Source organism: Staphylococcus sp. HMSC059F04, from assembly GCF_001812565.1.
GTDB classification, from domain to species: domain Bacteria; phylum Bacillota; class Bacilli; order Staphylococcales; family Staphylococcaceae; genus Staphylococcus; species Staphylococcus lugdunensis.
This window is the reverse complement of sequence record NZ_KV809464.1, coordinates 128788-151945: the sequence shown is the minus strand read 5'-3', so window position 1 is coordinate 151945 and position 23158 is coordinate 128788. Positions and strand designations below refer to the sequence as shown.

The window sequence follows — 23158 nt, the reverse complement described above, 5'->3', positions numbered from 1 at the left end:
AGTTGACTGGATTGAAAATACGCTGATACCAACCTTTTTCAATCCTTGTCAACCTTGTTGGAGCGGGACTACGAATTCATAATGAATACTGTTCTGCTCCAGTTCTTGTTTGTATGATTACGGTTTTTACCCAATCATAATATATCCTGTTATTTATGATACAAAGACTGCTTGATATACATATAGTATAACGATACTAATCATTATCGTTAAATTGGTCACCATGCCAATAAACGGTAGCGTTTTGTATTTAAATTGAATTGCGTAAGGAATAATAGCTACACCTACTGGTAATAGCCAAGTAACAAACAATGTCGTTCTAATCATTGGATCGGAGACCGGCAAGAAGAAATAGACTGCCAGACCTGCTGCCAAACCAACGCCGTAATGAATTGCTAAGTACTTTATTGCTACAGCAATATAATTCCTTTCAATTTGGAAGTTAAGCATCATTCCCAGTAGTATCATTGATAATGGCATATTAGCCTTTGATAAAATGCTAAAGAAGTCAATAGCAATATGTGGCAGATGAATGTTAAACATATTAAGTGAAAACATCGTGATATAAGTTACTAGAGGAACAGACTGAACTAACTTTTTAGCTAAAAATTTAAAATTAAATTGATCGGTACCTTCACTATAGTAACTCCCAACAAAGTATGTTACGCCAAACATAATGATAGCTCCCCCAATATCAGCCATACCAAAATAAATCAACCCTTTTTGAGGCCATATCGCTTCTACTAATGGATAGGCAAATAATCCTATATTTAAAGCTGCCATCATCATTCCCACTGATCCACGCATATTATTTGAATACCTTTTAAACAGCCAAATTATAAAGACTTTAGATAATACACCGTAAACGAGCATCATAATAGGCAATATCACAAAAGACATATCTAAATCTGCTTGATTTAAATTTACAATCACCAGAGAAGGCAAAGTGACATTAATTACAAGTGTTGCTAGTACCTGGCTATCAGCCGCTTTAACAAAGTGAATGCGCTTAAGAAAATAACCAAGCCCTATTAGCAAAATAATCATAACAAATTGTTCAGTCACGATACGCCCTTCTTTCATTTAAAGTTTATATATACATTAAAGTACTCTATCATAGTTTTACTTCGGTTTAGAAGTCTTTATATTCATGATATAATTCTTTTAACCATTATTTTATGATGACAAAGGAGTTCATTTTATGGATTTAGAAGCTAAATTAGCTGAATTGAAATATGATTATGTTCGCTTGCAAAATGATTTAGAAAAAAAAGAATCGTTAAATCAAAATGTTGATCCATTGATTGGACAATTAGCTGAAATTGAACAGCAAATTGCAACATTACGGTCAAAAATGCGTCATAATTAATCATCTAGTCATATTAACATTAACATGCTATGATAGGCTCTGGCCTAGAAAGGAAGTCTAAAATGCAACTATATCTGATACTTTTACCTATTTTATATCTCATTGTGAGCTATATTAGCATTTATAAAATGTCAACAATTTTCACAAGAATATTGCGCATTATTATGGGGATATTATTACTCTTCGTAATTGCAATCACTACACTGCAATTCCCTACAGAAAATTGGTGGGTATTTATTGTATTACTTTTACTTGTTGGTAATGTTGAAGTAACTGGATTCAAAGCAATAAAACAAGATCGCAAAGGCTTGCTTATTTTGAATCTCTTAACTCTTTTGTTATACATTGTTTACTTAATTTTAGTATTCATCATGTATTAGTTTAAACTGTGAAATGAATACTATATATTGCAAAACACACATGACTATCATACTCGTTAGTCATGTGTGTTTTTTTAGATTATTTACGGGTTAGTTTTCCTTTTAAAGTAAATAAAATTTCGTATATTACTGGTACAACAATGAGCGTTAAGAGTGTAGAAGAAATAAGTCCACCGATGACTGTTGCTGCCATCCCTTTAGAAATTAAAATTGAGCTATCTTGTCCAAATAATAATGGTAATAATGCACCAATAGTAGCAATAGCTGTCATTAAAATTGGACGTATACGGATGCCTCCTGCCTCAATTAATGCTTCTTTCATCGACATGCCTGCATGCTCATTATTGGTTACTCGATCAATTAATACAATTGCATTGGTCACTACAATACCTATTAACATCAACACACCAATTAAACTTGGGACCGAAATAGTTTCTCCAGTAATGAGCAGTGCTAATACAACTCCAATAACTGTATAAGGTAAAGAGAATAAAATTGTAAATGGTGCTAGTCCGCCTTTAAACGTGATAACTAGAATGAGGTAGACAATAATTATCGCAGCCAACATTGCAACTGCCAATTGTCCCATGGCTGTATTAATGTCATCCGTCGCGCCACCAACACTAATGCTGACATGATTAGGTTTATCTATTTTGTTCACCTTTTGCATGACTGTTTGTGACGTACCACCTACGTCTTTACTAATCACCTTACCAGAAACCGTAGTCGCATAATCACCTTCTTCTTGTACAAGTTTGCTAGGTGTTGATGTTTCATTAAGTGTTGCTATATCACTTAACTTAATTGAGCCTCCAGTTGGTTTTTTCAACTCAATATTTTCTAATTTCGTTTTAGACCAATCTGTACGTTTATTTTGCTTCACTTTAACATCAATAGATTTTCCATTTTCTTTAACCGTTGAAATCGTCTTTTCAGGTAAATTTTCATTTAAATTTAACGCAAGTTGACTTGCAGAAATGCCATTGTCAGTCGCTTTATTTTGATTAACTTTTATCTCATATTGATCATATGTCTCTGATAAATCTGATTTGACATTTGCCACTCCTGAAGTTTTCTTCATCACTTGTTCAACTTTAGCGACGGTCCCTTTAATTGCTTCTGTAGACTTACCTTTTACCGTTACTTCTATTGAACTGTTGCCGACACCTGTTCCCATGTCTAAATTCTTCCATGTTCCAGGGTGTTTATAACGATCCAAGTGTTTTAACACTTTATCTGGTTCCTCGTCAAAGTGAGGTGTATCTTTGGCATATTCAACCATAATTGCCATACTATTTGTACTACCAGTTGGGTCAGCCGGTGATGGTCCACCAACTGAATATTGTACCGTCTTAACTTTCTTCTTACTTTGCAAATATTTTTCAGCATCTTTCGCATGCTTTAATACTGCTTCTTCAGTTTCACCTGGTTTCGGTGTATAAGTAACTGCTAAAAACTTATCTTCACCAGTAGAGATATAACTTGTTCCCAACTTAGTGCCACCTAAGACAACACTCGCTATTAATATAATTGTAGTTATAATAATAACTAACCATTTGTGATTCAATGACCATGATAAGACTTTTTGGTATCCACGACCAACTGTACCTAGACTTTCATTATTTTGTTTAACCTGTCGTTGTTGTTTGAGACCTCTCTTGAAAAATGTTGAGGCTAACGCCGGTACAACCGTGATTGACACAAGTAATGATGCCAATAAACTAAAGGCAATCGCCAAGGCAAATGGTCTAAACATTTCTCCTACAGAACCAGAAACAAATGCCAAAGGTAGAAAGACGACAATTGTAACTAATGTTGAAGACAAGATTGGTTTAAACACTTCTGTTGTTGCATTTATAATCAATGGATTCCCTTTGAGCTGTTCTTTTGGATCTGACAACCGTCGATAAATATTTTCTACAACTACAATGGAGTCATCAATAACACGTCCAATTGCAATCGTCAAAGCGCCTAAAGTTAGTATGTTTAATGACACATCTGTTAGTTTCAAAGCTACCAATGCAATTAATATTGACAATGGAATTGATACTATAGAAATTGCTGTCGTTCTAATATTGCGCAAGAATAGTAATATAACAATAATAGCCACCATCGTACCTAATGCGGCTTTTTCAACCATCGTGTAAAGAGAGTCTTGGATAGGTTTTGCCGTATCCATCGTTTTCACGCCATCAATTTTAGCGTTATTTTGAGTAAACTTATCGATGGTTTGTTGAACATCTTTAGCAACTTGAACAGTATTGGCGTCTTGCGCTTTCATTACTTGAACATTAACAGCATCTTTACCATTTGTCTTCGAAATAGATTGACGTTCATCACCAATCTTTATATCAGCTAAATCCTGTAATTTAACAGATGGTATATTACCTGTTGAAGTTAATGAATCAGAAGATTGTGGCTTAGATGAAGCTAATGCACTAGTATCATTAGATTGGCTATTACTAGCAGATGTTTGCTTACTATTACTTGATTGATTTGAATTCTGACTTTGACCAGCCATACTTAACGGTATTTGTAGATTTTTAAAAGCATCTACAGAGGTGAACTGACCATCTACAACAATTGATTTATCTGTATTATTAAATTGGAACAAGCCCAGTGGTGTTTCTCTAGATGCCGCTTTAACATAATTTTCAACGTCCTCAGCTGTCATCCCTACTTTATCCAATTGATCTTGCTTAAATTTCATAGTAATTTCACGTGTTGTTTGCCCATTTAATTGGGCATTTTGTACACCATTAATGGTTTGTAGTTTCGGAATCAGTTGTTTCTGTATTGCATTGGTTGTTTCTTTTAAATTACCATCTTTATTCGTAAAGGAATATGCCACAATAGGAAAAGCATCCATAGAATTACGTGTTAATTCCGGCTGACTTACCCCTTCTTTAAATTCTATTTTATCTATTTCTTTTTTCAATACTTCTTCTGCTTTATCCATATCTGTATTGTTTTCATATTCTACAGTAACAATAGATGCATTTTGTATTGACTCAGTCTTCACATTTTTGACATAGGCTAACGATCGAATTTGACTATCGATTTTACTACTGATTTCATCTTGAGTTGTTTGCGGTGTTGCACCAGGCATTGTCGTTTGCACAGAAATCACTGGATTTTCAACATCTGGTAACAATTCTAATTTTAGTTTTGCACTCGCATATACACCACCTAAAATCACCAAGACGACCATTAAAAAGATTGCAAATTTATTACCAAGTGAAAATTTTAATAGCTTTTTTATCATTTATATTGTCCCCTACCTTTGAATGTCTAAAAAAATCTGAACGAATCTCCAATATAGACACGTCCAGATCAAATTGTCACCTTATTACGTACACCGACATTACTTTCGTTTCAATTTTCGAGATAACTTTATCTTTGCTTTAGTTAAAGTGGGCTTAACCTTTTCAATAAGTTGATATAATGGTTTGTTAAGCGGATAATCAAATTCACCAATTTTTTCACTTAAGTATGTTCCCCATGTCTTTTTAAAAATCCACAAACCATAATGTTCACTATCTTTAGGTGGATTATTATCGGTACCACCGAAATCATATGATGTTGCACCTTTTTCTCTCGCATAGCGCATCATCGCAAATTGCATATGATGGTTTGGTAAGAAATCACGATAATCATTAGATGATGCACCGTATAAATAATAAGCTTTTTTGCCGCAAAACATTAGTAGCGCACCTGATAAATAAAGACCATCAGGATGTTTTTCCAAAAGTGATTCTAATTCTTGACGTCGTTCTACTTCATTATTCATCTTATTTTGTGCATCATTAATTTTATTTAAAGTTTTTTTATCTTGCTTTTTTTGTTGTAACTTTTCAATTTCATTATTTAATTTTTCAATTTCTTTTGTTGTTTCAGCTATAACCGGTTTAGGCTCTAGTTTCACTAAAAAGAGTTCAGCATCTCCATCTTCATGAAGTGCATCATAAATCGTTTCAAAGTAACTCACATCACGAGTTAAAAAGCCATCACGTTCACCAGTGATTTTCATTAACTGTGCAAACGTTCCTAAACCCTCACGTCCAGCATGTTCTACTTGAGTACCACGTTTTAGAGCAAGTCTTACTTTTGATCGATTGCGTTTATCAAAGCTCTTGATAAGTTCTTCATCTGATTTATCGATAGGTGTAATCATTGTCATTCGCGGTTGAATATAGTCTTTAGACAGCCCTTCTTTAAATCCTTTATGTTTAAAGCCTAATTTCTTAAGATTTTTAATGGCTTGAATTCCTTGGTCAACCTCGACATCTGGATCAATTTTAATCGTATAGGCTTTTTCTTCTTTAGCAAGTGCAGTTGTTTCTGCCAACAATAATTCTAATGCTGCTGTATCTTCATAATCCACAACAAACCCACGTGAGACATAACATAATGTAAATGGTAGTTTTGGGATTTTTTTAAATAATAATTGGGCTACCCCTTTAATTTCACCATTTTCACCTACAGCAACTCTTTTTGAATACCAACCAGTAAGTTGCTTCGTCTCTGCCCATTTAGTTAATTGTAATAAATCTCCATGAGGATGAGATTTAACAAACGCGTCATGTTCTTGATTTGTGATATTCATCTTTTCCATGCTCTAAACTAACTCCTTTATTATTGCAATAATTATCATTATACATCGTTCATAAGTGAGTGTCGACGAACAAGACATCATTTAAAAAGAATCACGATTTCGGCAACATTCCATTGATGAAACGATATGTTGCCCCTCTAATTGTCATATTGTACTGTGATGTTGCTTCATGATCTTGAATTACAATTGAGGCATATTCAGATTTCTTGCCATCTTGGATACGAAAGATTATATCATCATCTTTTAGCACCAAATCAGTGTACTTATCGTTATCAGCAATGATATCCATATCATACCATAGTTGCCATTTCTTAACTGTCACAGCACGCTTTTCACTTGCAATAACAAGTTTCTCAATAACAAATTGTGATTGCTGATGACGCGCAAACCTCTCTTTCCGCTCTGTTTCAGTTTCATTCCATTGGATAAAAAAGGGTGGCTTAACTAAATAATCAGGATCAGCGATATATAATAATTGCCAGTCAATTTGTTCACCTTTTTTATTCTCTCTATGCATGCGAATTGGACCAATAGTATCAACATTTTTATCACATAACCGTTGAGCAGTTTCTTCAATAGATGTTGTTCTTAAACATATCCCTTTGAAGCCTTCAGCAAAATAATCTTGAATAATTTTTGCAGCAAATGATACGCGCCCTTCCTCGGATTTCACTTCTTTAGCCAATTTATCCGGCTGTTCAACATCTAATAATTCAATATAGTTGTCATTTAGGTATGTTAAACGATTAAATGTACCATAGCGATGGTGTTTGCCACCTGGCTCAAGCTTGAGTAGCTGTCCTGGATAATGAAATTGATTTAAATGATCAACATAATGAATAAGATGATCAAAATTAAGTGTTGCCATCGTACATCCCTCTTTTTCTTTTAGTTACCCATAGTTTAACAAACTATAGCATATATTTCTGTGTCAAATTTGATATTGCCAAATGTATCAATTCAATTTATAATAAATCTTGTGCAAATTTAGTTAGTTAACCTAACCATTTTCCGAGGAGAGTGTTATGATTGTTGCAAAATAATTTTTTCAATAGCTTTATTGAATTGTATCGACCATATATAAAAGCGACTAAACCAATATTAGACCGTTTTGATTTGCATAGTGGTCAATGGCTAGTATTAAAAGATATTGCGAAACAACAACCTACAACGCTAGTCCAAATATCAAAACGTCGCTTCATTGAAAAGCCTACTACACGTCAGTTTATAAAAGTACTATCCGAAAAAGGCTTATTGACCATCACACCTGGACATGATAAACGAGAAAAGGTATTAAATTTGTCACCTGAGGGAGACGTGCTATATCAACAAATAAATGATGAAGTATCTCGTATACAAATAGATTTATTAGCACATGCTTCAATAAACGAAAAACAAATGGAGCAAGTTATTAATATGATGGCCTCGCTGCATCAAATATTTATGGAGGAAGATAACCGTTGAATTCAACAGTATTACATAAAGAACCTATATTCACTAGAAGTTTTACACTAAACTTCGTAATTAATTTCTTTATCTATTTATGTATGTACTTATTAATAGTCATTATTGCAGATTATACTAAAACAGCTTTCCATGCACCTGATAGTTTGGCTGGACTTGTTGTTGGTATCTTTGTTGTAGGTTCATTAATAGGTCGCTTTATTACAGGTCGCTATGTCAACCATTTTGGTCCCAAGAAAATTTTAATCTTTGGATTACTTTTTCTAGTGATTACTCAATTATTATATTTTGTTCCAGGTCCGTTATGGTTTTTAATTTTTACACGCTTAATGAATGGCCTAGCTACAGCTGTTGCATCTACAGCGACAGGAACAATAGCAGCATGTATTACCCCAAAAACACGTAAAAGTGAAGGGATTAGTTTATTTTCATTAAGTCTTGTTCTAGGTACCGCAATCGGTCCATTTTTCGGTTTATTGCTTGTTAAATCATTTTCAATCATGCTACTATTTACAATTTGTATTATTCTGGGCATAATTAGTCTCATACTTTCTTTGTTTGTTCACGTAGCATTTGATTTCACTGGAAAATATCAACATCCTCATCAACATAATAAAGGATTTAGCTTACAACGCTTTATTGCTCGAGAAGCTATTCCTGTAGCTATCATTATGCTATTAGTTGGATTGGGCTATGCCTCAATTCTTACTTTTTTACAGTTTTTTGCTGAGCAAAGACATTTAATTGAGACTTCAAGTTATTTCTTTATCTGTTATGCTATTGCTTCGCTAATTACAAGACCTATTGCAGGCCGATTAATGGATGAGCATAACGAAAATATTGTGGTCTATCCCGCATTTATTGCTTTAATCATATCCTTTGTTTTACTTGTCTTTAGCTTTAACCCATTTACGTTGTTACTAGCTGGTATCACTTTAGGCATTGGTTATGGAAATCTTTCATCTTCAATGCAAGCCATTGCAATCAAAGTATCTCCACCAGCAAAATATGGTTTAGCAACTTCAACATACTTTATAGGTTTGGATATTGGTATTGGCTTTGGGCCTAGTGTTTTGGGTATGTTTACCAATACGATTTCTTATAGTAATATTTATTTGCTAATGGCCCTTGTCAGCACGATAACTATTGTAATTTATTTTGTCATTCATGGTCGTAAAGTTAAACACCTTACTCCAAATTAATATGCCCCTAAACATATATGTCTCTGAGAAGATGAATGCGTATGGCACATGTTTTAAGCTATGAACTAAATATTGGCAGTAGTTTAAACAAAATAGCCAGTAAATGAATTTATAAAAAACTCATTTACTGGCTATTTTTCTAGAAATTTTGCCCCAGCTTTTTGCCTAGTTATTTAAAATACTAATTTGCTATACTAATTGACTCAATTTCTGATTTCATTTTATCAATCACTTTTAATTGTGCTTTATTAAAGAAATAAAAGACTTGTCTTTCATCAGTTTCTGAACGAACTTTTGAAATTAATTCTTTTTTATAAATTTTACGTATAATCACATCGATTTTACTTGTATCCCATAGCATTTCAAAGTGTAAAGTATCTCTCAATTCTTTACCACTTATTTTTTTGCCCTCATAAACTTTGAACAACACGACAAATTCTTCAATTGAGACTTTGTAAGTTGTCTTTAACCAATGTTTTAGTTGACTCAATTCTCTCTCGGCAGCAATAAAATGTTGTACTTTTTGACTCATATTAAAATCCTCCTATGTTGATTCTCTGTTGTAAGTGAATATGAAATTTTAATTGCTCATAAAAATTATATACCATAGTTTCAATTTAATCTATTAAAATTATTAAATTAATAGCAAAATATTGTTATCAATTATTGATTTTAAAATCGAGAGCAATTATAAGCAATACAATCGCTAAAGTAACAACACCAAAATTCGACAATTTTTCGAACGTAATAATAAAATGATGCTTCTAATCATGTCATCTTGTTAATGAAAGGATGAATGAATAATACGCATTATAGAGAAGTAACTACATATTCAAACTAATTATATAAAATAAAGCTTTATGATTGATCATGGTCTAATATATAAGCACTGTTCAAACATAGAAATCACCTCTATTTGAAGACTTAGGTGTTAAATGTTTTTCATCTACATATTTACTTTTTATCCGCCTATATAGTTCATATTTATCTTTTTTCGTTGTCTATTTTTAACTGTTTGTTCTGTCCGTTCATCAGAATAACGGTCGTCCCGTACTTGCCATAATTTAATGAGTTCTGCTTTTAATTCACTATTACTTATACCTGAGCGCAATAGCTTTTTAATATTAAATCCTTCTGCTGTACTAAAAAGGCAACCATAGAACTTACCATCTGATGATAGTCTAGCTCGAGTACAACTAGAACAAAACGAGGCTGATACGCTAGTAATTAAACCGAATTTTGCACCGTTATCGTTATGCTGATAATATGTTGCAACTTCGCCGTAATATTTAGGCGCCATCGGTTCTATATCAAATTCATCCTCTATCATTGTCAACATTTCATCTTTAGTAACAACTTTGCTGAAGTCCCAACCATTATCATTACCAACATCCATAAATTCAATAAATCTAACTTCGATATTTTTAGCTTTGAAATAATGCAGCATCGGAATGATTTGATCATCATTCACACCTTTTTGAATAACGACATTGACTTTGACATGAAAACCAATTGCAATTGCATAATTAATTTGATCTAAAATAGTTTCTGCTTTAATATTTCTATTGTTAATTGCTTGAAATACACTATTATCTATAGCATCAAGACTAACATTAATACGACGTAACCCTGCTTCAAATAATTTTAAGCCATGTTTTTTTAATAATAAGCCATTTGTCGTTAGACCTATATCTTCAATACCTTCAATTTTATTAAGCCTTGCAATGAGTTGATATAAATTTCGACGCAGTAGAGGTTCTCCTCCGGTAATACGTAATTTTTTTACACCTAATTCGGCATATATTTCAGCAATACGTTCAATTTCTTCAAATGTAAGTAATTCATCTTTAGGTAGAAAGACAAAATCGTCACCAAATATTTCTTTAGGCATACAATAATCACATCTGAAATTGCACCTATCTGTCACAGATATTCTTAAATCACGAATCGGCCGACCAAGTTTATCTTTTATTTGCATTACCATCGTCTGGACCTCCTTGCTTATTTTATCTGCTGCATTAAAGAGTCCAAATCTTGCTGATAATTGATATTCTTATACCAATAGTCTGGAGATTGTATCTCAGTCACATCTAACCAAGCTGCAGATACTTGGTCATAAACGTGTTTCATACTATAGTCATTTGATGTTAAAGCTTGCTTAATGACAGGTAAAATTTTAGGATTATAAAATGCGATTGTAGGTATCATTCGTCCATTTTCAGAAAAAGCAGCAATATCTAAATGATTCTCAATCAGATGAGAAACCATAAAATGATATAATCCACTAATAGCTTTACCAGTAATCATAGGGGTATCCACCGATACGACAAAAAAGAGTTCTTCATCTTGATATGCTTTCATAACGGTATAAATACCTGCTAACGGACCTTTATCACTAACTTTGACCTCATCTATCATCACATTTGAATAGTCAAAAAAAGGTGCTAGTTTATCATTTGTACTAATAATAATGTCATTGAACATATTAGTATCTTGCAATACTTGAATTATTTTTTTATAAAAAGGCTCGTTATCAATGGTGGCAAAAGCTTTGGGCTGACCAAATCTCTCTGAATGGCCACCAGCTAGTATAATAGCTTTCATAATATATTTTATCCTCCGCTTACTGGTGGTATTAAAGCAATAATATCGTCAGGTTGAACTATACCGTCTTCTTTCGTAAATTCTTCATTGACTGCAATTTGGAATTTTTTATCCATTAGTTCTGGATGATATTGATTTAGCAGTTGTCTAATTTCCTTAACCGTTTTCGGTTCCAAAATATCTATATATTCATTGCTCATATTAAGTATTTCTTTAACTTCAGCAAAATACAATACTTTCACTATCTTGACTCTCCCTTTTTGGCATCTTGGTAATACCCACGTTGATGACCTTGCCAAGCTGAACCATCTTGCCATATTTCTTTTTTCCAAATTGGCACGATTTCTTTTATGCGTTCAATCGCATATTCATTTGCACGATAAGCATCTTTACGATGTGGTGATGAAACAGCAATCAACACAGCGATATCAGAAATTGCGAGTGGCCCTATACGGTGAACAATGGAGGTAATCGTTCCTGGCCATTTTTTTGAGATTTCGTCACCTATTTGGGCAAGCTTTTTTTCAGCCATAGGCACATATGCTTCATATTCCAAATACTTAGTCTTAACGCCTTGCGTCCACTCTCGTACATGACCCGTAAATACAACTACTGCACCTTGGTATTCATTCACAGTGAAATTTCTATATTGTTCTGTATTTATTGGTTCAGTCACAATTTCATATTGTTTCATTACGTTCATCCTTTAATTTCTATCCAATCTAATAACCAACTATCAAATTTTGTTAATGCTTGCGCGTCGGAAAGATTAATACTGTAGCGTACATTGGATAATGCTTGAAGTTGAGTTAAATCTTTTTCGTTACGATAAACAATGATTTTGTCAAACTCAGCTAATTTATAACCTTCTACTAAAATGATGTCATAGTCAATTGTAACAGATTTGTCAATAACATCCTTAAGACTTTGATTACATTGCCGCGTAATCGTTTGCTGATACTGATGTCCTTGAACAATACTTTGATCTGCACCAGCGTGTAAATGTTTCATATGATCAACTTCTTGATGCTGTAACGTGATTTCTTCTCCATGATGCCCGTGATGCTTTATTGTTACAACAGTCAAATTGTGTTGTTTTAGTAACCGAATGGTGTGCGCCATCAGTGTCGTTTTTCCCGAGTCTTTATAGCCAACAATTTGAATAATCATAGCGACAACGTCTCTTCATAAGCATGCGATTCAGTGAGAATAACGTCAACGGTATGTCCCGCTTTGAAACCACGTGTACCTCCAGGAAGCATAATCATGGCGTTACTATGTGCAATAGCGACAACAGCCCCTGATTTATTAAAACCTGACGGCACCACAGTAGCGCCATTAGCTGACAATGTTGCTTTAGCACGAATAAATCGACTGAATGGATTCGCTTTCGTAAAATCTTCCATAAGTGTAGCTTTAACAACTTGTGGATAAAAAGCATCTGCGCCCATCATATGATAAATTGCAGGTTTAACGAATAATTCAAAACCAGTATAGCAGGCTGATGGATTACCGGATAAGCCAAATAAATATTTATCAGTAGTAACTGCGACTGTAGTGACACTTCCAGGTCTCATAGCAACTTTATTAAATAATACTTTAGCATCAATAGCCTTGTATATCTCTGGTAAATAATCAAAATCCCCTACAGAAACACCACCTGTTGTAATCACAATTTGATGTGTCTCAAGTGCTTCACGAACTGCTGTAATACTACTATCTAAATCGTCTTGTTGAATTTTATATACATCAGCACCAATATCAACCTTGTTAGCAAGTGCTTGAATCATTGGTCCATTAGAGTTACGTATTTTACCTGGCTGTAGGTCTTCATTAATATCTAATAATTCACTACCAGTTGCAATAACAGCGATACTTGGTTTATCAAATACAGGAACTTCACTATAACCAAACGTAGCTAATACAGCAATGGCACCTGCATTAATAAGCTGCCCTCGTTGTAACACAATATCTCCAGTTGCAGTTTCTTCTCCTTTGAGACAAACATTTTCATATGGCTCAAAAGATTTTCGAATTGTAAATGTATCTTTATCTTCAACCGTTTGTTCAAACATAACCACAGCATCGGCACCTTCTGGCATTTGAGCACCAGTCATAATGCGCACCGCTTCACCTGCTTGTAATTGATGAGATGATACATCTCCAGCACCGATATGATCAACAACTTTAAATTTTTTTCTATTCTGATGATAAGCACCCGCACTATCCTCACTACGAATAGCGAATCCGTCGTATGGCGATTTATTAAATCTTGGAATATCACTTGTTGCAACAATATTTTCGGCTAATACATAATTTAAGCTTTCATCAAGTGGAACGGTTATTACTGAGGTATAAATATCTTGATTTACGACTCTTGAAATTGCTTCTTTTACAGGAATCGGCGTTCTTTTCTCGATTGTCATTTTATCATCTCCAAGTTAACTAATATTTCATGATATACTGAATTTTAAGAGGAGGAATATCATGGCTGATTTCACACATATAAATCATCAAGGCAACGCCAAAATGGTTGATGTTTCAGCAAAAAACATCACTAAGCGCACTGCCGTTGCACATTCAAGTATTATAGTAAATCACACAATTTATGAACAAATTGTTAATCATACAGCTAAAAAAGGGAATGTCTTAAATACTGCACAGATTGCAGGAATTATGGCTGCTAAGAACACCTCTACAATGATTCCAATGTGTCATCCTTTACCGCTTACTGGTATTGATATTACATTTTCTTGGTCAGATTTAGACAAAGGTCAACATCAACTTAATATTGAAGCAACCGTTTCAACTACTGGCAAAACTGGCGTCGAAATGGAAGCATTAACTGCAGCTTCTATAACCGCCTTAACTATTTACGATATGACTAAAGCGGTTGACAAAGGCATGATTATTGGTGAAACATTTTTATTAAGTAAAACTGGCGGCAAATCCGGCGAATACTATAGACAATAACCATTTTTTTATTTATTTCAATTATTACACTTTTTTATTGAGCTCATAAACCATATGATTTAATTCTGGTTGTATGAGCTTTTTCATTGCTAAGTTAACAGCCCCTGTAGAACCTGGTAGCGTAAAAATAAGTTTATTATTTACTGTTCCTGCAATTGCACGCGATAAAAGTGCCCTTGTACCAACATCTTCAGCATAGCTTAAATACCTGAACAACTCCCCAAAACCATCTAATTTTTTTGTCAACAATGGTTCTACCGCTTCAATCGTTACATCTCTTGGTGCAATTCCTGTACCACCCGTTGTGATAATGACATCAATATCAGACTTCAACCATAACTGTAATTGATTTTGTATTGCTATTTTTTCATCTTTTACTATGGCGTAATCTTTAATAGCAAGTTCCGCATCTACATCATGCAATAATGTTTGAACAAGTTGTCCTCCTTTATCACTCTTTTTATCTCGAGTATCTGAAACCGTTAATACAGCACAATTTATAGCTCTATCTATTTTCCTATGTGTATGCATATTTAGACCTCCTTTATCCAAATAAAGCATTTATGAGTTTTGTAGCTTGCGTAATATTAGTCATTCCATGTATTAAAAATCGACCATCATGAAAGCAAACAATACGATATTTATTAAAGTGGAACATCACTAAATAACCGTTCGTTTGATAATCGATTTGACGCGAGTCCAAATATGACACCAACATCTCTTGAGAAATATCTGGATTGACATACTGTACAGTATCACGTCCACATAACATGGCATAGCGCTGAGGTTGTTGCTGTAAATAAGGGTAGTTTGCTGCCGTTCCACAAGTCGCACAGTTATCTTGTTGTATTTTACTAAAACCAATACTTATATGCTGTCCTTCCCATATATCTCCATAAGTTAGTTTTGCTGCAATATCTTGATGCGTTAATATTTTCAATGCATCTTTAAGCTGTAAACTCGTTGTCATAGTTACTGCTGGTTGTATCACACCCACCGTATCACAGGTTAGCGTCATCGATGGTAACTGTGGTATTAAACAATTAAAGCATGGTGTCTTTCCAGGTATAAATGGAGCTTCTACATAAGTACTTTGAACAACTCCGCCATATATCCATGGAATATGTTGTTGATAACAGAAATCATTAATCAATTGACGCGTTACAAAATTATCTGTTGCATCGAGTATTAAATCAACATGCGTGCCATTCGAGTTTAAAAATGCACGATCGACTTGCGCTATAAAAGCATGTATTAGTACATCTTTATCAATACTTTCCAAATGCGCCTTTGCAGCAATTACCTTTGGCAAGCCCTCTGCTGCATCTTGCTCTGTAAATAATGTTTGGCGTTGTAAATTACTATATTCTATATAATCTCGATCAACTATCGTTAATTGCTTTACTCCTGCACGCACTAGCCCTTCTGCTAAGTGCGTACCTAACGCTCCCATTCCAACAATTAGTACTTGAGCTTGTCGTAAATCTTCTTGACCTTTTTCACCAATTTTATTAAATAAAATTTGCCTTGAATATCGGTCTTGCGTCATGCTTAGCTCCCTCTTTCTGCATCATTATCATCATTATATAAGTATTTATAGCTACTCTCAAAAATTTGAATTATTATATAAAAATTACTTTGTAGGATACTTTTTAGCGAATCAAAAAAGAGCGAAACCAAGGTTCATTTACCTTTGAGTACCGCTCTCATAAAAATGCGATTTAAATAATCAAAAATGACTTGTTTAGCTCCAATTAAAATGATATTAACCAATAATAATCAGTTCATCTGCAAGCGTTTCAGCTTCATAGTTTGAATGCGTAACAAATATAATAGGAATTTGCCATTCTTGAAAAATACGTTTTATTAATTCTATACCTTCATCTCTCGTAGCATCGTCTAAACTAGAAAATGGTTCATCCAATAAAATTAAATCTGGTTTTGTGCTCAATGCACGTGCCAAAGCAACACGCTGAGCTTCGCCACCTGATAATGTCATTGGATATTGTTTTTTCAAATGACTTATATTCAAAGTCTTCATCAGCTGATTTAAATGTTCTGATGGTTCAGCCATAAATGTAATATTGTCATACACCGTCATATGCGGAAATAACTGGTAATCTTGGAAAAGGTAACCAATATGTCTTGATTGAATTTTAGTTTGTATATGTTGTTGTGTATCAGTAATGACACGTCCATTAACAGCAATATAGGCCTTATCTGCTTGCCTTAAACCGGCAATCATATTCAATACGGTCGTCTTTCCAATTCCTGATGGTCCTCTAAGTGCATATATCTTCGGTATATTATCATCAATGTCAATATGAATATGTGTTTGTTTTAATTGATAATGCAATTGTATTTTAAGCATTTAATCAACCTCCCGATACTTATCTCGATTAGCAAAATTTAAAGTATCGATGACTGCAATTGAAAATGCCACAAGAACTAGCACCCATAACCACGCTTCATTTTCACGACTCTGTTCTACTAAAAAGTATATTTCGAGTGGTAATGTATTCGTTTTATTAGGTATGTATCCAGCTAACATTAATGTTGCACCAAATTCACCAATTGCTCTGGCAAAGCTCATCATAATTCCTGCTAAAATAGCACGTTTTGATAACGGTAAAATCAACTTGAAAAAGATTTTATTTTCACTTGCTCCCATTGTTCTAGCTGTGTTAAGCATTTTAGGCTCAATGTTACGAAATCCTTGAACAGTATGTTGATACATAAGTGGAAAACTAACAATGACAGATGCTATAACTGCACCTGTCATTGTAAATACCACTGGAAGATGTAAGACATTTTGAAAAAATTGCCCCACAAAACCACGCGGTGAAAAAATAATTAATAGAATAAATCCCATGACCGTTGGCGGTAAGACAATCGGCAAGAGAATCAAACTTTCAAGAAGTTTCGTAAAATGCCCTGTGCCACGATATAGCAGTCTTGCAATTATTATGCTTAAAATCATTACGATAATCGTACTTATCACAGCAACCTTAAGCGAAATCCAAAATGGCGTAAAATCAGGCATTGACTAGACCTCCTTAATTCGAAAATTTATAATCTTTAAGAATGGCTTTGGCTTTATCTGATTTTAGGAAGTCCATCCATTCTTTTGCAAGTTTGCTATTTGAAGTTGCACCTGCTTTATATGTGATTGGTTTTTTCAATTCAACTTCTTTAATTTCATTCACTTTATCATTGCGTTGTTTGTTAGTATAGAGATCCGTTTTATAAACAAATCCCATCTGAGCATTACCTTTTTCAACATAATTTAAAACTTGTTTAACATCTTTCGCATATACAATTTTATCTTTCACAGCATTGTATAGATGTTGATCATCTAAATATTGTTTCGCATATTTCCCTGCTGGTACTGTTTTCACTTCACCCAAAGCTAATTTTTCATTGCCCTTTAAATCTTTGACTGAAGATTGTGTACTGTCTTTATCACCAATAAGTACAAGTTTATTATGAGCATAATTATATGTATCATGCACATTATCTTTTAATGCATCAACATCTTTCGTATTTGCAGACATAAATACATCAGCAGGGGCACCCTTTTCAATTTGTTGTCTTAATGCTCCAGAACCACCATAATTAAAAGTTACTTTGGCATCTTTATGATCTTTTTTAAATTCCTTCTCAAGTGCTTTTGAAACATCGGCTAAACTTGCTGCTGCAGAAATACGTAATTCTTGTTTACTATCTGAGCTAGATGACTTTTTATCGTCTTTTTTGTCGTTTCCACCACTAGAACAACCAGCTAAAATAAGTACTAATGTTGCAATTACAACTAATAAATGTTTAAATTTCATTGACAAAATTCCCCCTCTTCTAGGATTATTATACTACTTTTTTATATTCATAAAAGGTGTATTTTACAATTTCATATAACTTTAAATAATACGCCTTAAATGTGGTACTATCATTTATATTTTAATCTTAGTATTTTAGCATTATAATAAATATATTATCTTGTACGATGTGGGGAGCATGATTATGGAAAGAGATGTATTACAAGGACAATCCATTGTTCATTATGATGGAGAGCGACTTATAACTACAACGGATAGCTATGTTACTGAGTTTCCACTTACAATTATGGTAAATGGAGATGAGTTTGCTACTGTTATTTGCAGTCCAACTCATATGGAAGAATTAGTGATTGGCTTTTTAGCATCAGAAGGTGCAATATACAAGCGTGATGAAATTAAATCTTGCCAAATAGATGATAGTAAGGGGTTCGCCCATGTGGATTTGACACATGAACTCGGTGATCGATTTGAATATTCAACTAAACGCATGATTGCTTCTTGTTGTGGCAAAAGTCGTGAGTTTTATTTCCAAAACGATGCGGCGATAGCAAAAACGTCGATGTCTCATATAACGCTGCATCCACAACAAATTTTAAATATGATGACACGTCTACAAGGAGCTAGTACACTTTTCAAACAAACAGGCGGTCTGCATAACGCTGCAATTAGCGATGGCAACACATTCTTTGAACACCGCCAAGATATTGGTCGACATAATGCCTTAGATAAACTTTATGGTTTTTGTTTAAAACGCCGTATTCCCGTTCGAGATAAAATCCTCATTTTTAGTGGACGTATTTCCTCTGAAATTCTTATTAAAGCTGCAAAAATCGGTGTTGGCGTAATACTTTCAAAATCAGCTCCAACTACGCTTGCCATCACGCTAGCTAATGATTTAAATATTACAGCAATTGGCTTTATACGAGATGGTACATTTAATATTTACAGTCATCCAGAACGCGTTAAAGCATAAGATTTCAACCTTTTATAGAATTAAAAGCCCACGTCAATTATCTTCATGTCATAAAAGGAGCGAAAAAGAATTCATTATGAATTCTTTTTCGCTCCCTTTTTATATTTTATTTGATATTTTCTTTAACAACTTGATAACAAAAACCTTTGTAGATATATCCTTGATTAAGATACATATCACGTGCCGTATCTTCACCATCAGCAACTAGAATAACCGGTCTTGTGTCAGCATATTGCCCTACATAGGCTTGTAACGTACTACCAATCCCTTGATGTTGATAATTCTCTAAGACACCAAAACCATCAATTTCAACAATTTCGTCACTTACGATCATATCTAAAATACCCGCTGGTTGATTTTGATAATAAGCTAATAAGCGAACAACATTATCGTATTGTTGTTGAATATGGATACGTGTACGTTTGACACTTTCATCAGCAAATCTATGACCAAACGGTAATGCAAAATGCTTATAAATTGTTAAATAATCCTCTAAATTATCTTTGTCTACAATCTGAATTTGTACATCTGATTTCGTTTGCCAACGCGCCAGCTCAGCAGACTCAAGCACATAGAGCTCAAGCACTCCAAGTTGGTACCCTTCTTTATTAAGTATCTGTTTCCAATCATTGTCTAAATGATGATTCGCTGGAAATGTAAAGGCAAGATGTGTACATTGATGCGCTTGATGAAATTGTTGTTGTCTTTGTACATCTCGTCGCCATTCTTCGATATTAGGTAGTTGTTTATATATCCATTGATTAGAATGATACGTATGCGGTTCTTCAGGAGTTAAATATATCTTTTTATTAGAATCTTCATAAAAGAGGTTTCCCATTATCGCTATATGCTCAAAACTCAATTCTTCCATACATATCACCTAATTTTTTTAAATTATATCAAATTTTTAAATCTACTATGATTTAACATGGTTGCACCAATCAGACAAGCAATGATTGCTTTAATGATATCTCCAGGCATAAATGAGAATGAAAATAAAAATGCTTTAGAAATAGGTATTTGTGTGATAAAGCCCATAACAATCGTGCCTACAATATCTAATAATAACACGCCAAAGAGGAGTGTTGGCACAATCAATACTAGAAAATTGATTTTATGCTTATACGCATCTCTAACAGAACCTATCGCATAAGCAATAAAAGGATATAAAATTAGAAAGCCAGCAGATGGCCCCGCAAAGACACCTATACCACCTCTTCCTCCAGATAAAACTGGTAGGCCTGTAGCGACAAGCAATAAAAAGACAACAGCACTTAATGCACCTAATTTACGTCCTAAAATAATCCCTGCTAAAAATATGCCTATATTTTGTAAAACAATGGGTACTGGCATAAAAGGTAGAGGTATTCCAGGAACCAATCCTAAAATACATATAATGGCAGTCATGACTGCTGTATATACTAATTCTTTTGTACTCATATCGTGATCCTCCTTATATGAGAATGATTATAACATCTTTGTAAACTTTTATAAATGGAAAGTTTACATTTAGTCAACTTTCATTGCTAATGCGGTGATATAGTCGAAAAAGGCATCACGTTTCACATCATTGATAACATTAATTGGACGTCCTTGATCAGTTAAAAATGTTCGACCTTGGCTTGGTCCTTTTGCAATAACATCAGCCATTACTGTCTGATAATCCACTAACTGTGGATTACCAACGTAAGCAGTTGTTAGCACATCCCATAAAAAATAAGTGGAATTTGTAACAAAATGAGTCAAAGGCGGTACAGCAGCATAACTAACACCTAAAAAATCAACACCTGTATAACGTCTGTCATTCGCCCAACGTTGTCTTATTTCCCATGTGAGCGGCACTTGATTAGTACTTTCTAAAGCAACCATATCAATAGTCAAATCGGCGTCAAATACTGTTTTAACTGCAGAAGGATCCCAAAATGCATTCCATTCCGCTGTCCCATCATGTTCAGGTTCTTCTACATTACCTCGTGTTAAAAACGTTCCTCCCATCCATACTAACTTTTCAATTTTATGTATGATATTGGGTTTTCTTTTTAGTGCCTCAGCTAAGTCAGTAAGCGGTCCGGTGAATAGTAGGATTACTTTATCAGTGCTCTGTTCTAATCTAAAAATAATATCTTCATAGGCTTCCATCTGACTTATACTAGCAGAAGTATGTAAATGTGTTTCATTTAAAATAGGTAACGCATCCATAAAAAACGCATGCATTCGCCAATCTTTAGGAAACGGATTAGCACCACGCTCATATGAAGGTGCAACAGCAATATTTTTTGTTGAAAATCGATTAATTATTTTCATTGAGGCGCTTAATGAAGGTTCTAAATAACAATCAGCGCCAATAGTACTTACCCCGATTAAATTAATATTATCCATTTGTAATAATAAAAAAAGTGAAACTAAATCGTCAACGCCACCATCATGATTAAAATATACTTGTTGTGTCATGTTTTTTCTCCTTTAGTCGTCTTACATATCAATATTATAGTATAGTATATTAAAATGAGGATAGGACATAAATATTTCTGACAAGTTGAAAGAAACGGGGGGAGAATTCATAATGAATTCTCCCCCGCTCCCTATTGTTTAGGATTTATGTCCCAAACTGATAAATGAAGTTAAAAGATTATTTTGCTGCAGAAATTAATTTTTCTTTTAAATCTTTACGCATAAAGTCCAATGTGTATGGATCATTGTACCAGTATGTACCAGCAGTTACTTTTACTACATGACCATTTTTTACAGCTGGTAAGTTTTTCCAGATGTTTGTTGTTTCATATCCAGGTGTTGTTTTACCTTCACTCGTTGAAACAATGTAGTCTCCCGCAATATCTTGGATTTTTTCTTGATTGATTTCAGCCCAGCCGGCTTTTTCAACTAATTTCTTTTGACCTTCAGACATTTTCAAACCGAAAGCTTGATATAATACTTCGCCACCACGGCCCCAATTGTCACCATATGTGTATAACTTTTTGTCAAACTCGTCAACAATTGATACTGTTTTATCTTGGCCAATTTTTTCTTTTATTTCTTTACCATCTTTAGCTGTTTGTGCTTTCCAATCTTTTTCCCATTTTTGCACTTCATCTTCTTTACCAATTAACTTCCCAAGCATTTCTTGTTGTTCTAAATATTTGTGTTTGTTGTAATCGATTACTACAGTAGGTGCAATTTTTTTGTATTTTTTGATATTTTTATCAGTAGAATATACTAAAATTAAGTCTGGCTTTTGCTTAGCAACTTTTTCTACATCGTTATCTCCAATTTTTTCCACATCTTTGAATTTATCTTTTAATACTTTACTTTGATCAACTTGGTTACTAACAGCAACAATATTAGCACCTAACTTCTTAAGTCCTCCAGCATATGTAGGTGCAACAACGGCAATACGTTTTGGATTTTTTGGAATATCCACTTTCTTGCCATCATCCATTGTGTAAGATTTTGTATCTTCTTTCTTATCTGCATCTTTACTTTGTCCACAAGCTGCTAGTACAAGTACCAAGGCAATTAGCGGTAATAATAATTTTTTCATAACATCCTCCTATTGATAATGATTATCATTATTGTGCTATTATACTCAATTTTTAGATTTTTTACAACATAACATTTACTATTTTATGGGTATTTTTGCAAATTATTTTTTTGCCTTACTTTTCTCCAAAATAAAAATAAGTAAACAGCATCTAAAACATATTGCTTGGTCTATGATTAATAATGCCTACAGAACATAAAAAAACAA

The 23158-nt window shown here is 33.8% G+C and carries 26 protein-coding genes; 6 read left to right on the top strand and 20 right to left on the bottom strand.

The window, feature by feature from the left end; all coding sequences use genetic code 11:
* Positions 1-153 precede the first annotated feature (153 nt).
* Positions 154-1065, bottom strand: coding sequence for an AEC family transporter (locus HMPREF2864_RS03400; protein ID WP_002478826.1), 912 nt, complete (start codon positions 1063-1065; stop codon positions 154-156).
* A gap of 136 nt (positions 1066-1201) precedes the next feature.
* Between HMPREF2864_RS03400 and HMPREF2864_RS12130 the strand changes: the two genes are divergently transcribed.
* Together HMPREF2864_RS12130 and mspA are read left to right on the top strand one after the other, a co-directional pair.
* Positions 1202-1369 (top strand): SE1832 family protein, encoded by a 168-nt coding sequence (locus HMPREF2864_RS12130; RefSeq protein ID WP_002460077.1) that lies wholly within the window; start codon positions 1202-1204, stop codon positions 1367-1369.
* Between the two features lie 62 nt (positions 1370-1431).
* Complete coding sequence (mspA, locus tag HMPREF2864_RS12210; protein WP_070545013.1) at positions 1432-1749, top strand: membrane stabilizing protein MspA; 318 nt, start codon at positions 1432-1434, stop codon at positions 1747-1749.
* A gap of 79 nt (positions 1750-1828) precedes the next feature.
* Here mspA and HMPREF2864_RS03390 read toward each other — a convergent pair whose 3' ends face one another.
* The 3 genes from HMPREF2864_RS03390 to HMPREF2864_RS03380 form a co-directional block, all read right to left on the bottom strand.
* The gene (locus tag HMPREF2864_RS03390) at positions 1829-5014 is read right to left on the bottom strand and encodes an efflux RND transporter permease subunit (RefSeq protein WP_070545012.1); all 3186 of its coding nucleotides are present in this window, start codon (positions 5012-5014) and stop codon (positions 1829-1831) included.
* Positions 5015-5113: 99 nt separating this feature from the next.
* The gene (locus tag HMPREF2864_RS03385) at positions 5114-6364 is read right to left on the bottom strand and encodes a lipid II:glycine glycyltransferase FemX (RefSeq protein WP_002492229.1); all 1251 of its coding nucleotides are present in this window, start codon (positions 6362-6364) and stop codon (positions 5114-5116) included.
* A 91-nt stretch (positions 6365-6455) separates the two neighbouring features.
* The gene (locus HMPREF2864_RS03380) at positions 6456-7232 is read right to left on the bottom strand and encodes a VOC family protein (protein ID WP_070545011.1); all 777 of its coding nucleotides are present in this window, start codon (positions 7230-7232) and stop codon (positions 6456-6458) included.
* A 161-nt stretch (positions 7233-7393) separates the two neighbouring features.
* Here HMPREF2864_RS03380 and HMPREF2864_RS03375 point away from each other — a divergent pair, with 161 nt between their 5' ends.
* Both HMPREF2864_RS03375 and HMPREF2864_RS03370 read left to right on the top strand, forming a co-directional pair.
* Positions 7394-7828, top strand: a complete 435-nt coding sequence (locus HMPREF2864_RS03375) for a MarR family winged helix-turn-helix transcriptional regulator (RefSeq protein ID WP_070545010.1) — start codon at positions 7394-7396, stop codon at positions 7826-7828.
* Positions 7825-9030 (top strand): MFS transporter, encoded by a 1206-nt coding sequence (locus tag HMPREF2864_RS03370; RefSeq protein ID WP_037545105.1) that lies wholly within the window; start codon positions 7825-7827, stop codon positions 9028-9030. Before HMPREF2864_RS03375 ends, HMPREF2864_RS03370 begins: the two co-directional genes overlap by 4 nt.
* Positions 9031-9211: 181 nt before the next feature.
* On the opposite strand, the gene HMPREF2864_RS03365 is transcribed toward HMPREF2864_RS03370, so the two are convergent.
* From HMPREF2864_RS03365 to glp, 7 genes are all read right to left on the bottom strand, one after another.
* A complete protein-coding gene (locus tag HMPREF2864_RS03365; protein WP_002460086.1) occupies positions 9212-9562 on the bottom strand; it encodes a SarA family transcriptional regulator in 351 nt (116 codons plus the stop codon).
* Positions 9563-9991: 429 nt separating this feature from the next.
* Complete coding sequence (gene moaA / locus HMPREF2864_RS03360) at positions 9992-11014, bottom strand: GTP 3',8-cyclase MoaA (RefSeq protein ID WP_002492205.1); 1023 nt, start codon at positions 11012-11014, stop codon at positions 9992-9994.
* A gap of 17 nt (positions 11015-11031) precedes the next feature.
* Entirely contained in the window at positions 11032-11634 is a 603-nt protein-coding gene (gene mobA / locus HMPREF2864_RS03355; RefSeq protein ID WP_062077948.1) for a molybdenum cofactor guanylyltransferase MobA, read from the bottom strand.
* Positions 11635-11642: 8 nt separating this feature from the next.
* Positions 11643-11876: a molybdopterin converting factor subunit 1 gene (gene moaD, locus HMPREF2864_RS03350; RefSeq protein WP_002478818.1), complete on the bottom strand. Its 234-nt coding sequence runs from the start codon at positions 11874-11876 to the stop codon at positions 11643-11645.
* Positions 11876-12328, bottom strand: coding sequence for a molybdenum cofactor biosynthesis protein MoaE (locus tag HMPREF2864_RS03345; RefSeq protein ID WP_002478817.1), 453 nt, complete (start codon positions 12326-12328; stop codon positions 11876-11878). Before HMPREF2864_RS03345 ends, moaD begins: the two co-directional genes overlap by 1 nt.
* A gap of 5 nt (positions 12329-12333) precedes the next feature.
* A complete protein-coding gene (mobB, locus tag HMPREF2864_RS03340) occupies positions 12334-12804 on the bottom strand; it encodes a molybdopterin-guanine dinucleotide biosynthesis protein B (RefSeq protein WP_002460093.1) in 471 nt (156 codons plus the stop codon).
* Entirely contained in the window at positions 12801-14060 is a 1260-nt protein-coding gene (gene glp / locus HMPREF2864_RS03335) for a molybdopterin molybdotransferase MoeA (protein ID WP_002460094.1), read from the bottom strand. The genes mobB and glp overlap by 4 nt, the downstream gene beginning before the upstream one ends.
* A gap of 61 nt (positions 14061-14121) precedes the next feature.
* Between glp and moaC the strand changes: the two genes are divergently transcribed.
* Positions 14122-14607 carry a cyclic pyranopterin monophosphate synthase MoaC gene (gene moaC, locus HMPREF2864_RS03330; protein WP_002460095.1) on the top strand — a complete coding sequence of 162 codons (486 nt, stop codon included), beginning with the start codon at positions 14122-14124 and terminating at the stop codon, positions 14605-14607.
* A gap of 24 nt (positions 14608-14631) precedes the next feature.
* Here moaC and HMPREF2864_RS03325 read toward each other — a convergent pair whose 3' ends face one another.
* The 5 genes from HMPREF2864_RS03325 to modA form a co-directional block, all read right to left on the bottom strand.
* The gene (locus tag HMPREF2864_RS03325; RefSeq protein ID WP_002492230.1) at positions 14632-15138 is read right to left on the bottom strand and encodes a MogA/MoaB family molybdenum cofactor biosynthesis protein; all 507 of its coding nucleotides are present in this window, start codon (positions 15136-15138) and stop codon (positions 14632-14634) included.
* Between the two features lie 13 nt (positions 15139-15151).
* Complete coding sequence (locus HMPREF2864_RS03320; RefSeq protein WP_002460097.1) at positions 15152-16156, bottom strand: ThiF family adenylyltransferase; 1005 nt, start codon at positions 16154-16156, stop codon at positions 15152-15154.
* A gap of 216 nt (positions 16157-16372) precedes the next feature.
* Positions 16373-16978, bottom strand: coding sequence for an ATP-binding cassette domain-containing protein (locus HMPREF2864_RS03315; RefSeq protein WP_002460098.1), 606 nt, complete (start codon positions 16976-16978; stop codon positions 16373-16375).
* Complete coding sequence (gene modB / locus HMPREF2864_RS03310; protein ID WP_070545009.1) at positions 16979-17650, bottom strand: molybdate ABC transporter permease subunit; 672 nt, start codon at positions 17648-17650, stop codon at positions 16979-16981.
* A 13-nt stretch (positions 17651-17663) separates the two neighbouring features.
* Positions 17664-18440, bottom strand: a complete 777-nt coding sequence (gene modA / locus HMPREF2864_RS03305) for a molybdate ABC transporter substrate-binding protein (RefSeq protein ID WP_002460100.1) — start codon at positions 18438-18440, stop codon at positions 17664-17666.
* 184 nt (positions 18441-18624) lie between these two features.
* Between modA and fdhD the strand changes: the two genes are divergently transcribed.
* Positions 18625-19413 carry a formate dehydrogenase accessory sulfurtransferase FdhD gene (gene fdhD, locus HMPREF2864_RS03300; RefSeq protein ID WP_037543235.1) on the top strand — a complete coding sequence of 263 codons (789 nt, stop codon included), beginning with the start codon at positions 18625-18627 and terminating at the stop codon, positions 19411-19413.
* Positions 19414-19519: 106 nt separating this feature from the next.
* Here fdhD and HMPREF2864_RS03295 read toward each other — a convergent pair whose 3' ends face one another.
* The 4 genes from HMPREF2864_RS03295 to HMPREF2864_RS03280 form a co-directional block, all read right to left on the bottom strand.
* Complete coding sequence (locus HMPREF2864_RS03295; protein ID WP_070545007.1) at positions 19520-20284, bottom strand: GNAT family N-acetyltransferase; 765 nt, start codon at positions 20282-20284, stop codon at positions 19520-19522.
* Positions 20285-20307: 23 nt separating this feature from the next.
* Complete coding sequence (locus HMPREF2864_RS03290) at positions 20308-20853, bottom strand: biotin transporter BioY (RefSeq protein ID WP_002460104.1); 546 nt, start codon at positions 20851-20853, stop codon at positions 20308-20310.
* A 69-nt stretch (positions 20854-20922) separates the two neighbouring features.
* On the bottom strand, positions 20923-21864 hold the full coding sequence (locus HMPREF2864_RS03285) for a nucleoside hydrolase (RefSeq protein WP_002460105.1): 942 nt from the start codon (positions 21862-21864) through the stop codon (positions 20923-20925).
* Between the two features lie 178 nt (positions 21865-22042).
* A complete protein-coding gene (locus HMPREF2864_RS03280) occupies positions 22043-22951 on the bottom strand; it encodes an ABC transporter substrate-binding protein (RefSeq protein WP_002478811.1) in 909 nt (302 codons plus the stop codon).
* Positions 22952-23158 lie beyond the last annotated feature (207 nt).

Bases quoted from the DNA above. Each gene is read 5' to 3' on its own strand.
- HMPREF2864_RS12130 (WP_002460077.1), top strand. From the start codon at position 1,202: ATGGATTTAGAAGCTAAATTAGCTGAATTGAAATATGATTATGTTCGC.
- mspA (WP_070545013.1), top strand. From the start codon at position 1,432: ATGCAACTATATCTGATACTTTTACCTATTTTATATCTCATTGTGAGC.
- HMPREF2864_RS03390 (WP_070545012.1), bottom strand. From the start codon at position 5,014: ATGATAAAAAAGCTATTAAAATTTTCACTTGGTAATAAATTTGCAATC.
- HMPREF2864_RS03385 (WP_002492229.1), bottom strand. From the start codon at position 6,364: ATGGAAAAGATGAATATCACAAATCAAGAACATGACGCGTTTGTTAAA.
- HMPREF2864_RS03380 (WP_070545011.1), bottom strand. From the start codon at position 7,232: ATGGCAACACTTAATTTTGATCATCTTATTCATTATGTTGATCATTTA.
- HMPREF2864_RS03365 (WP_002460086.1), bottom strand. From the start codon at position 9,562: ATGAGTCAAAAAGTACAACATTTTATTGCTGCCGAGAGAGAATTGAGT.
- moaA (WP_002492205.1), bottom strand. From the start codon at position 11,014: ATGGTAATGCAAATAAAAGATAAACTTGGTCGGCCGATTCGTGATTTA.
- mobA (WP_062077948.1), bottom strand. From the start codon at position 11,634: ATGAAAGCTATTATACTAGCTGGTGGCCATTCAGAGAGATTTGGTCAG.
- HMPREF2864_RS03345 (WP_002478817.1), bottom strand. From the start codon at position 12,328: ATGAAACAATATGAAATTGTGACTGAACCAATAAATACAGAACAATAT.
- mobB (WP_002460093.1), bottom strand. From the start codon at position 12,804: ATGATTATTCAAATTGTTGGCTATAAAGACTCGGGAAAAACGACACTG.
- glp (WP_002460094.1), bottom strand. From the start codon at position 14,060: ATGACAATCGAGAAAAGAACGCCGATTCCTGTAAAAGAAGCAATTTCA.
- moaC (WP_002460095.1), top strand. From the start codon at position 14,122: ATGGCTGATTTCACACATATAAATCATCAAGGCAACGCCAAAATGGTT.
- HMPREF2864_RS03325 (WP_002492230.1), bottom strand. From the start codon at position 15,138: ATGCATACACATAGGAAAATAGATAGAGCTATAAATTGTGCTGTATTA.
- HMPREF2864_RS03320 (WP_002460097.1), bottom strand. From the start codon at position 16,156: ATGACGCAAGACCGATATTCAAGGCAAATTTTATTTAATAAAATTGGT.
- HMPREF2864_RS03315 (WP_002460098.1), bottom strand. From the start codon at position 16,978: ATGCTTAAAATACAATTGCATTATCAATTAAAACAAACACATATTCAT.
- modB (WP_070545009.1), bottom strand. From the start codon at position 17,650: ATGCCTGATTTTACGCCATTTTGGATTTCGCTTAAGGTTGCTGTGATA.
- modA (WP_002460100.1), bottom strand. From the start codon at position 18,440: ATGAAATTTAAACATTTATTAGTTGTAATTGCAACATTAGTACTTATT.
- fdhD (WP_037543235.1), top strand. From the start codon at position 18,625: ATGGAAAGAGATGTATTACAAGGACAATCCATTGTTCATTATGATGGA.
- HMPREF2864_RS03295 (WP_070545007.1), bottom strand. From the start codon at position 20,284: ATGGAAGAATTGAGTTTTGAGCATATAGCGATAATGGGAAACCTCTTT.
- HMPREF2864_RS03290 (WP_002460104.1), bottom strand. From the start codon at position 20,853: ATGAGTACAAAAGAATTAGTATATACAGCAGTCATGACTGCCATTATA.
- HMPREF2864_RS03285 (WP_002460105.1), bottom strand. From the start codon at position 21,864: ATGACACAACAAGTATATTTTAATCATGATGGTGGCGTTGACGATTTA.
- HMPREF2864_RS03280 (WP_002478811.1), bottom strand. From the start codon at position 22,951: ATGAAAAAATTATTATTACCGCTAATTGCCTTGGTACTTGTACTAGCA.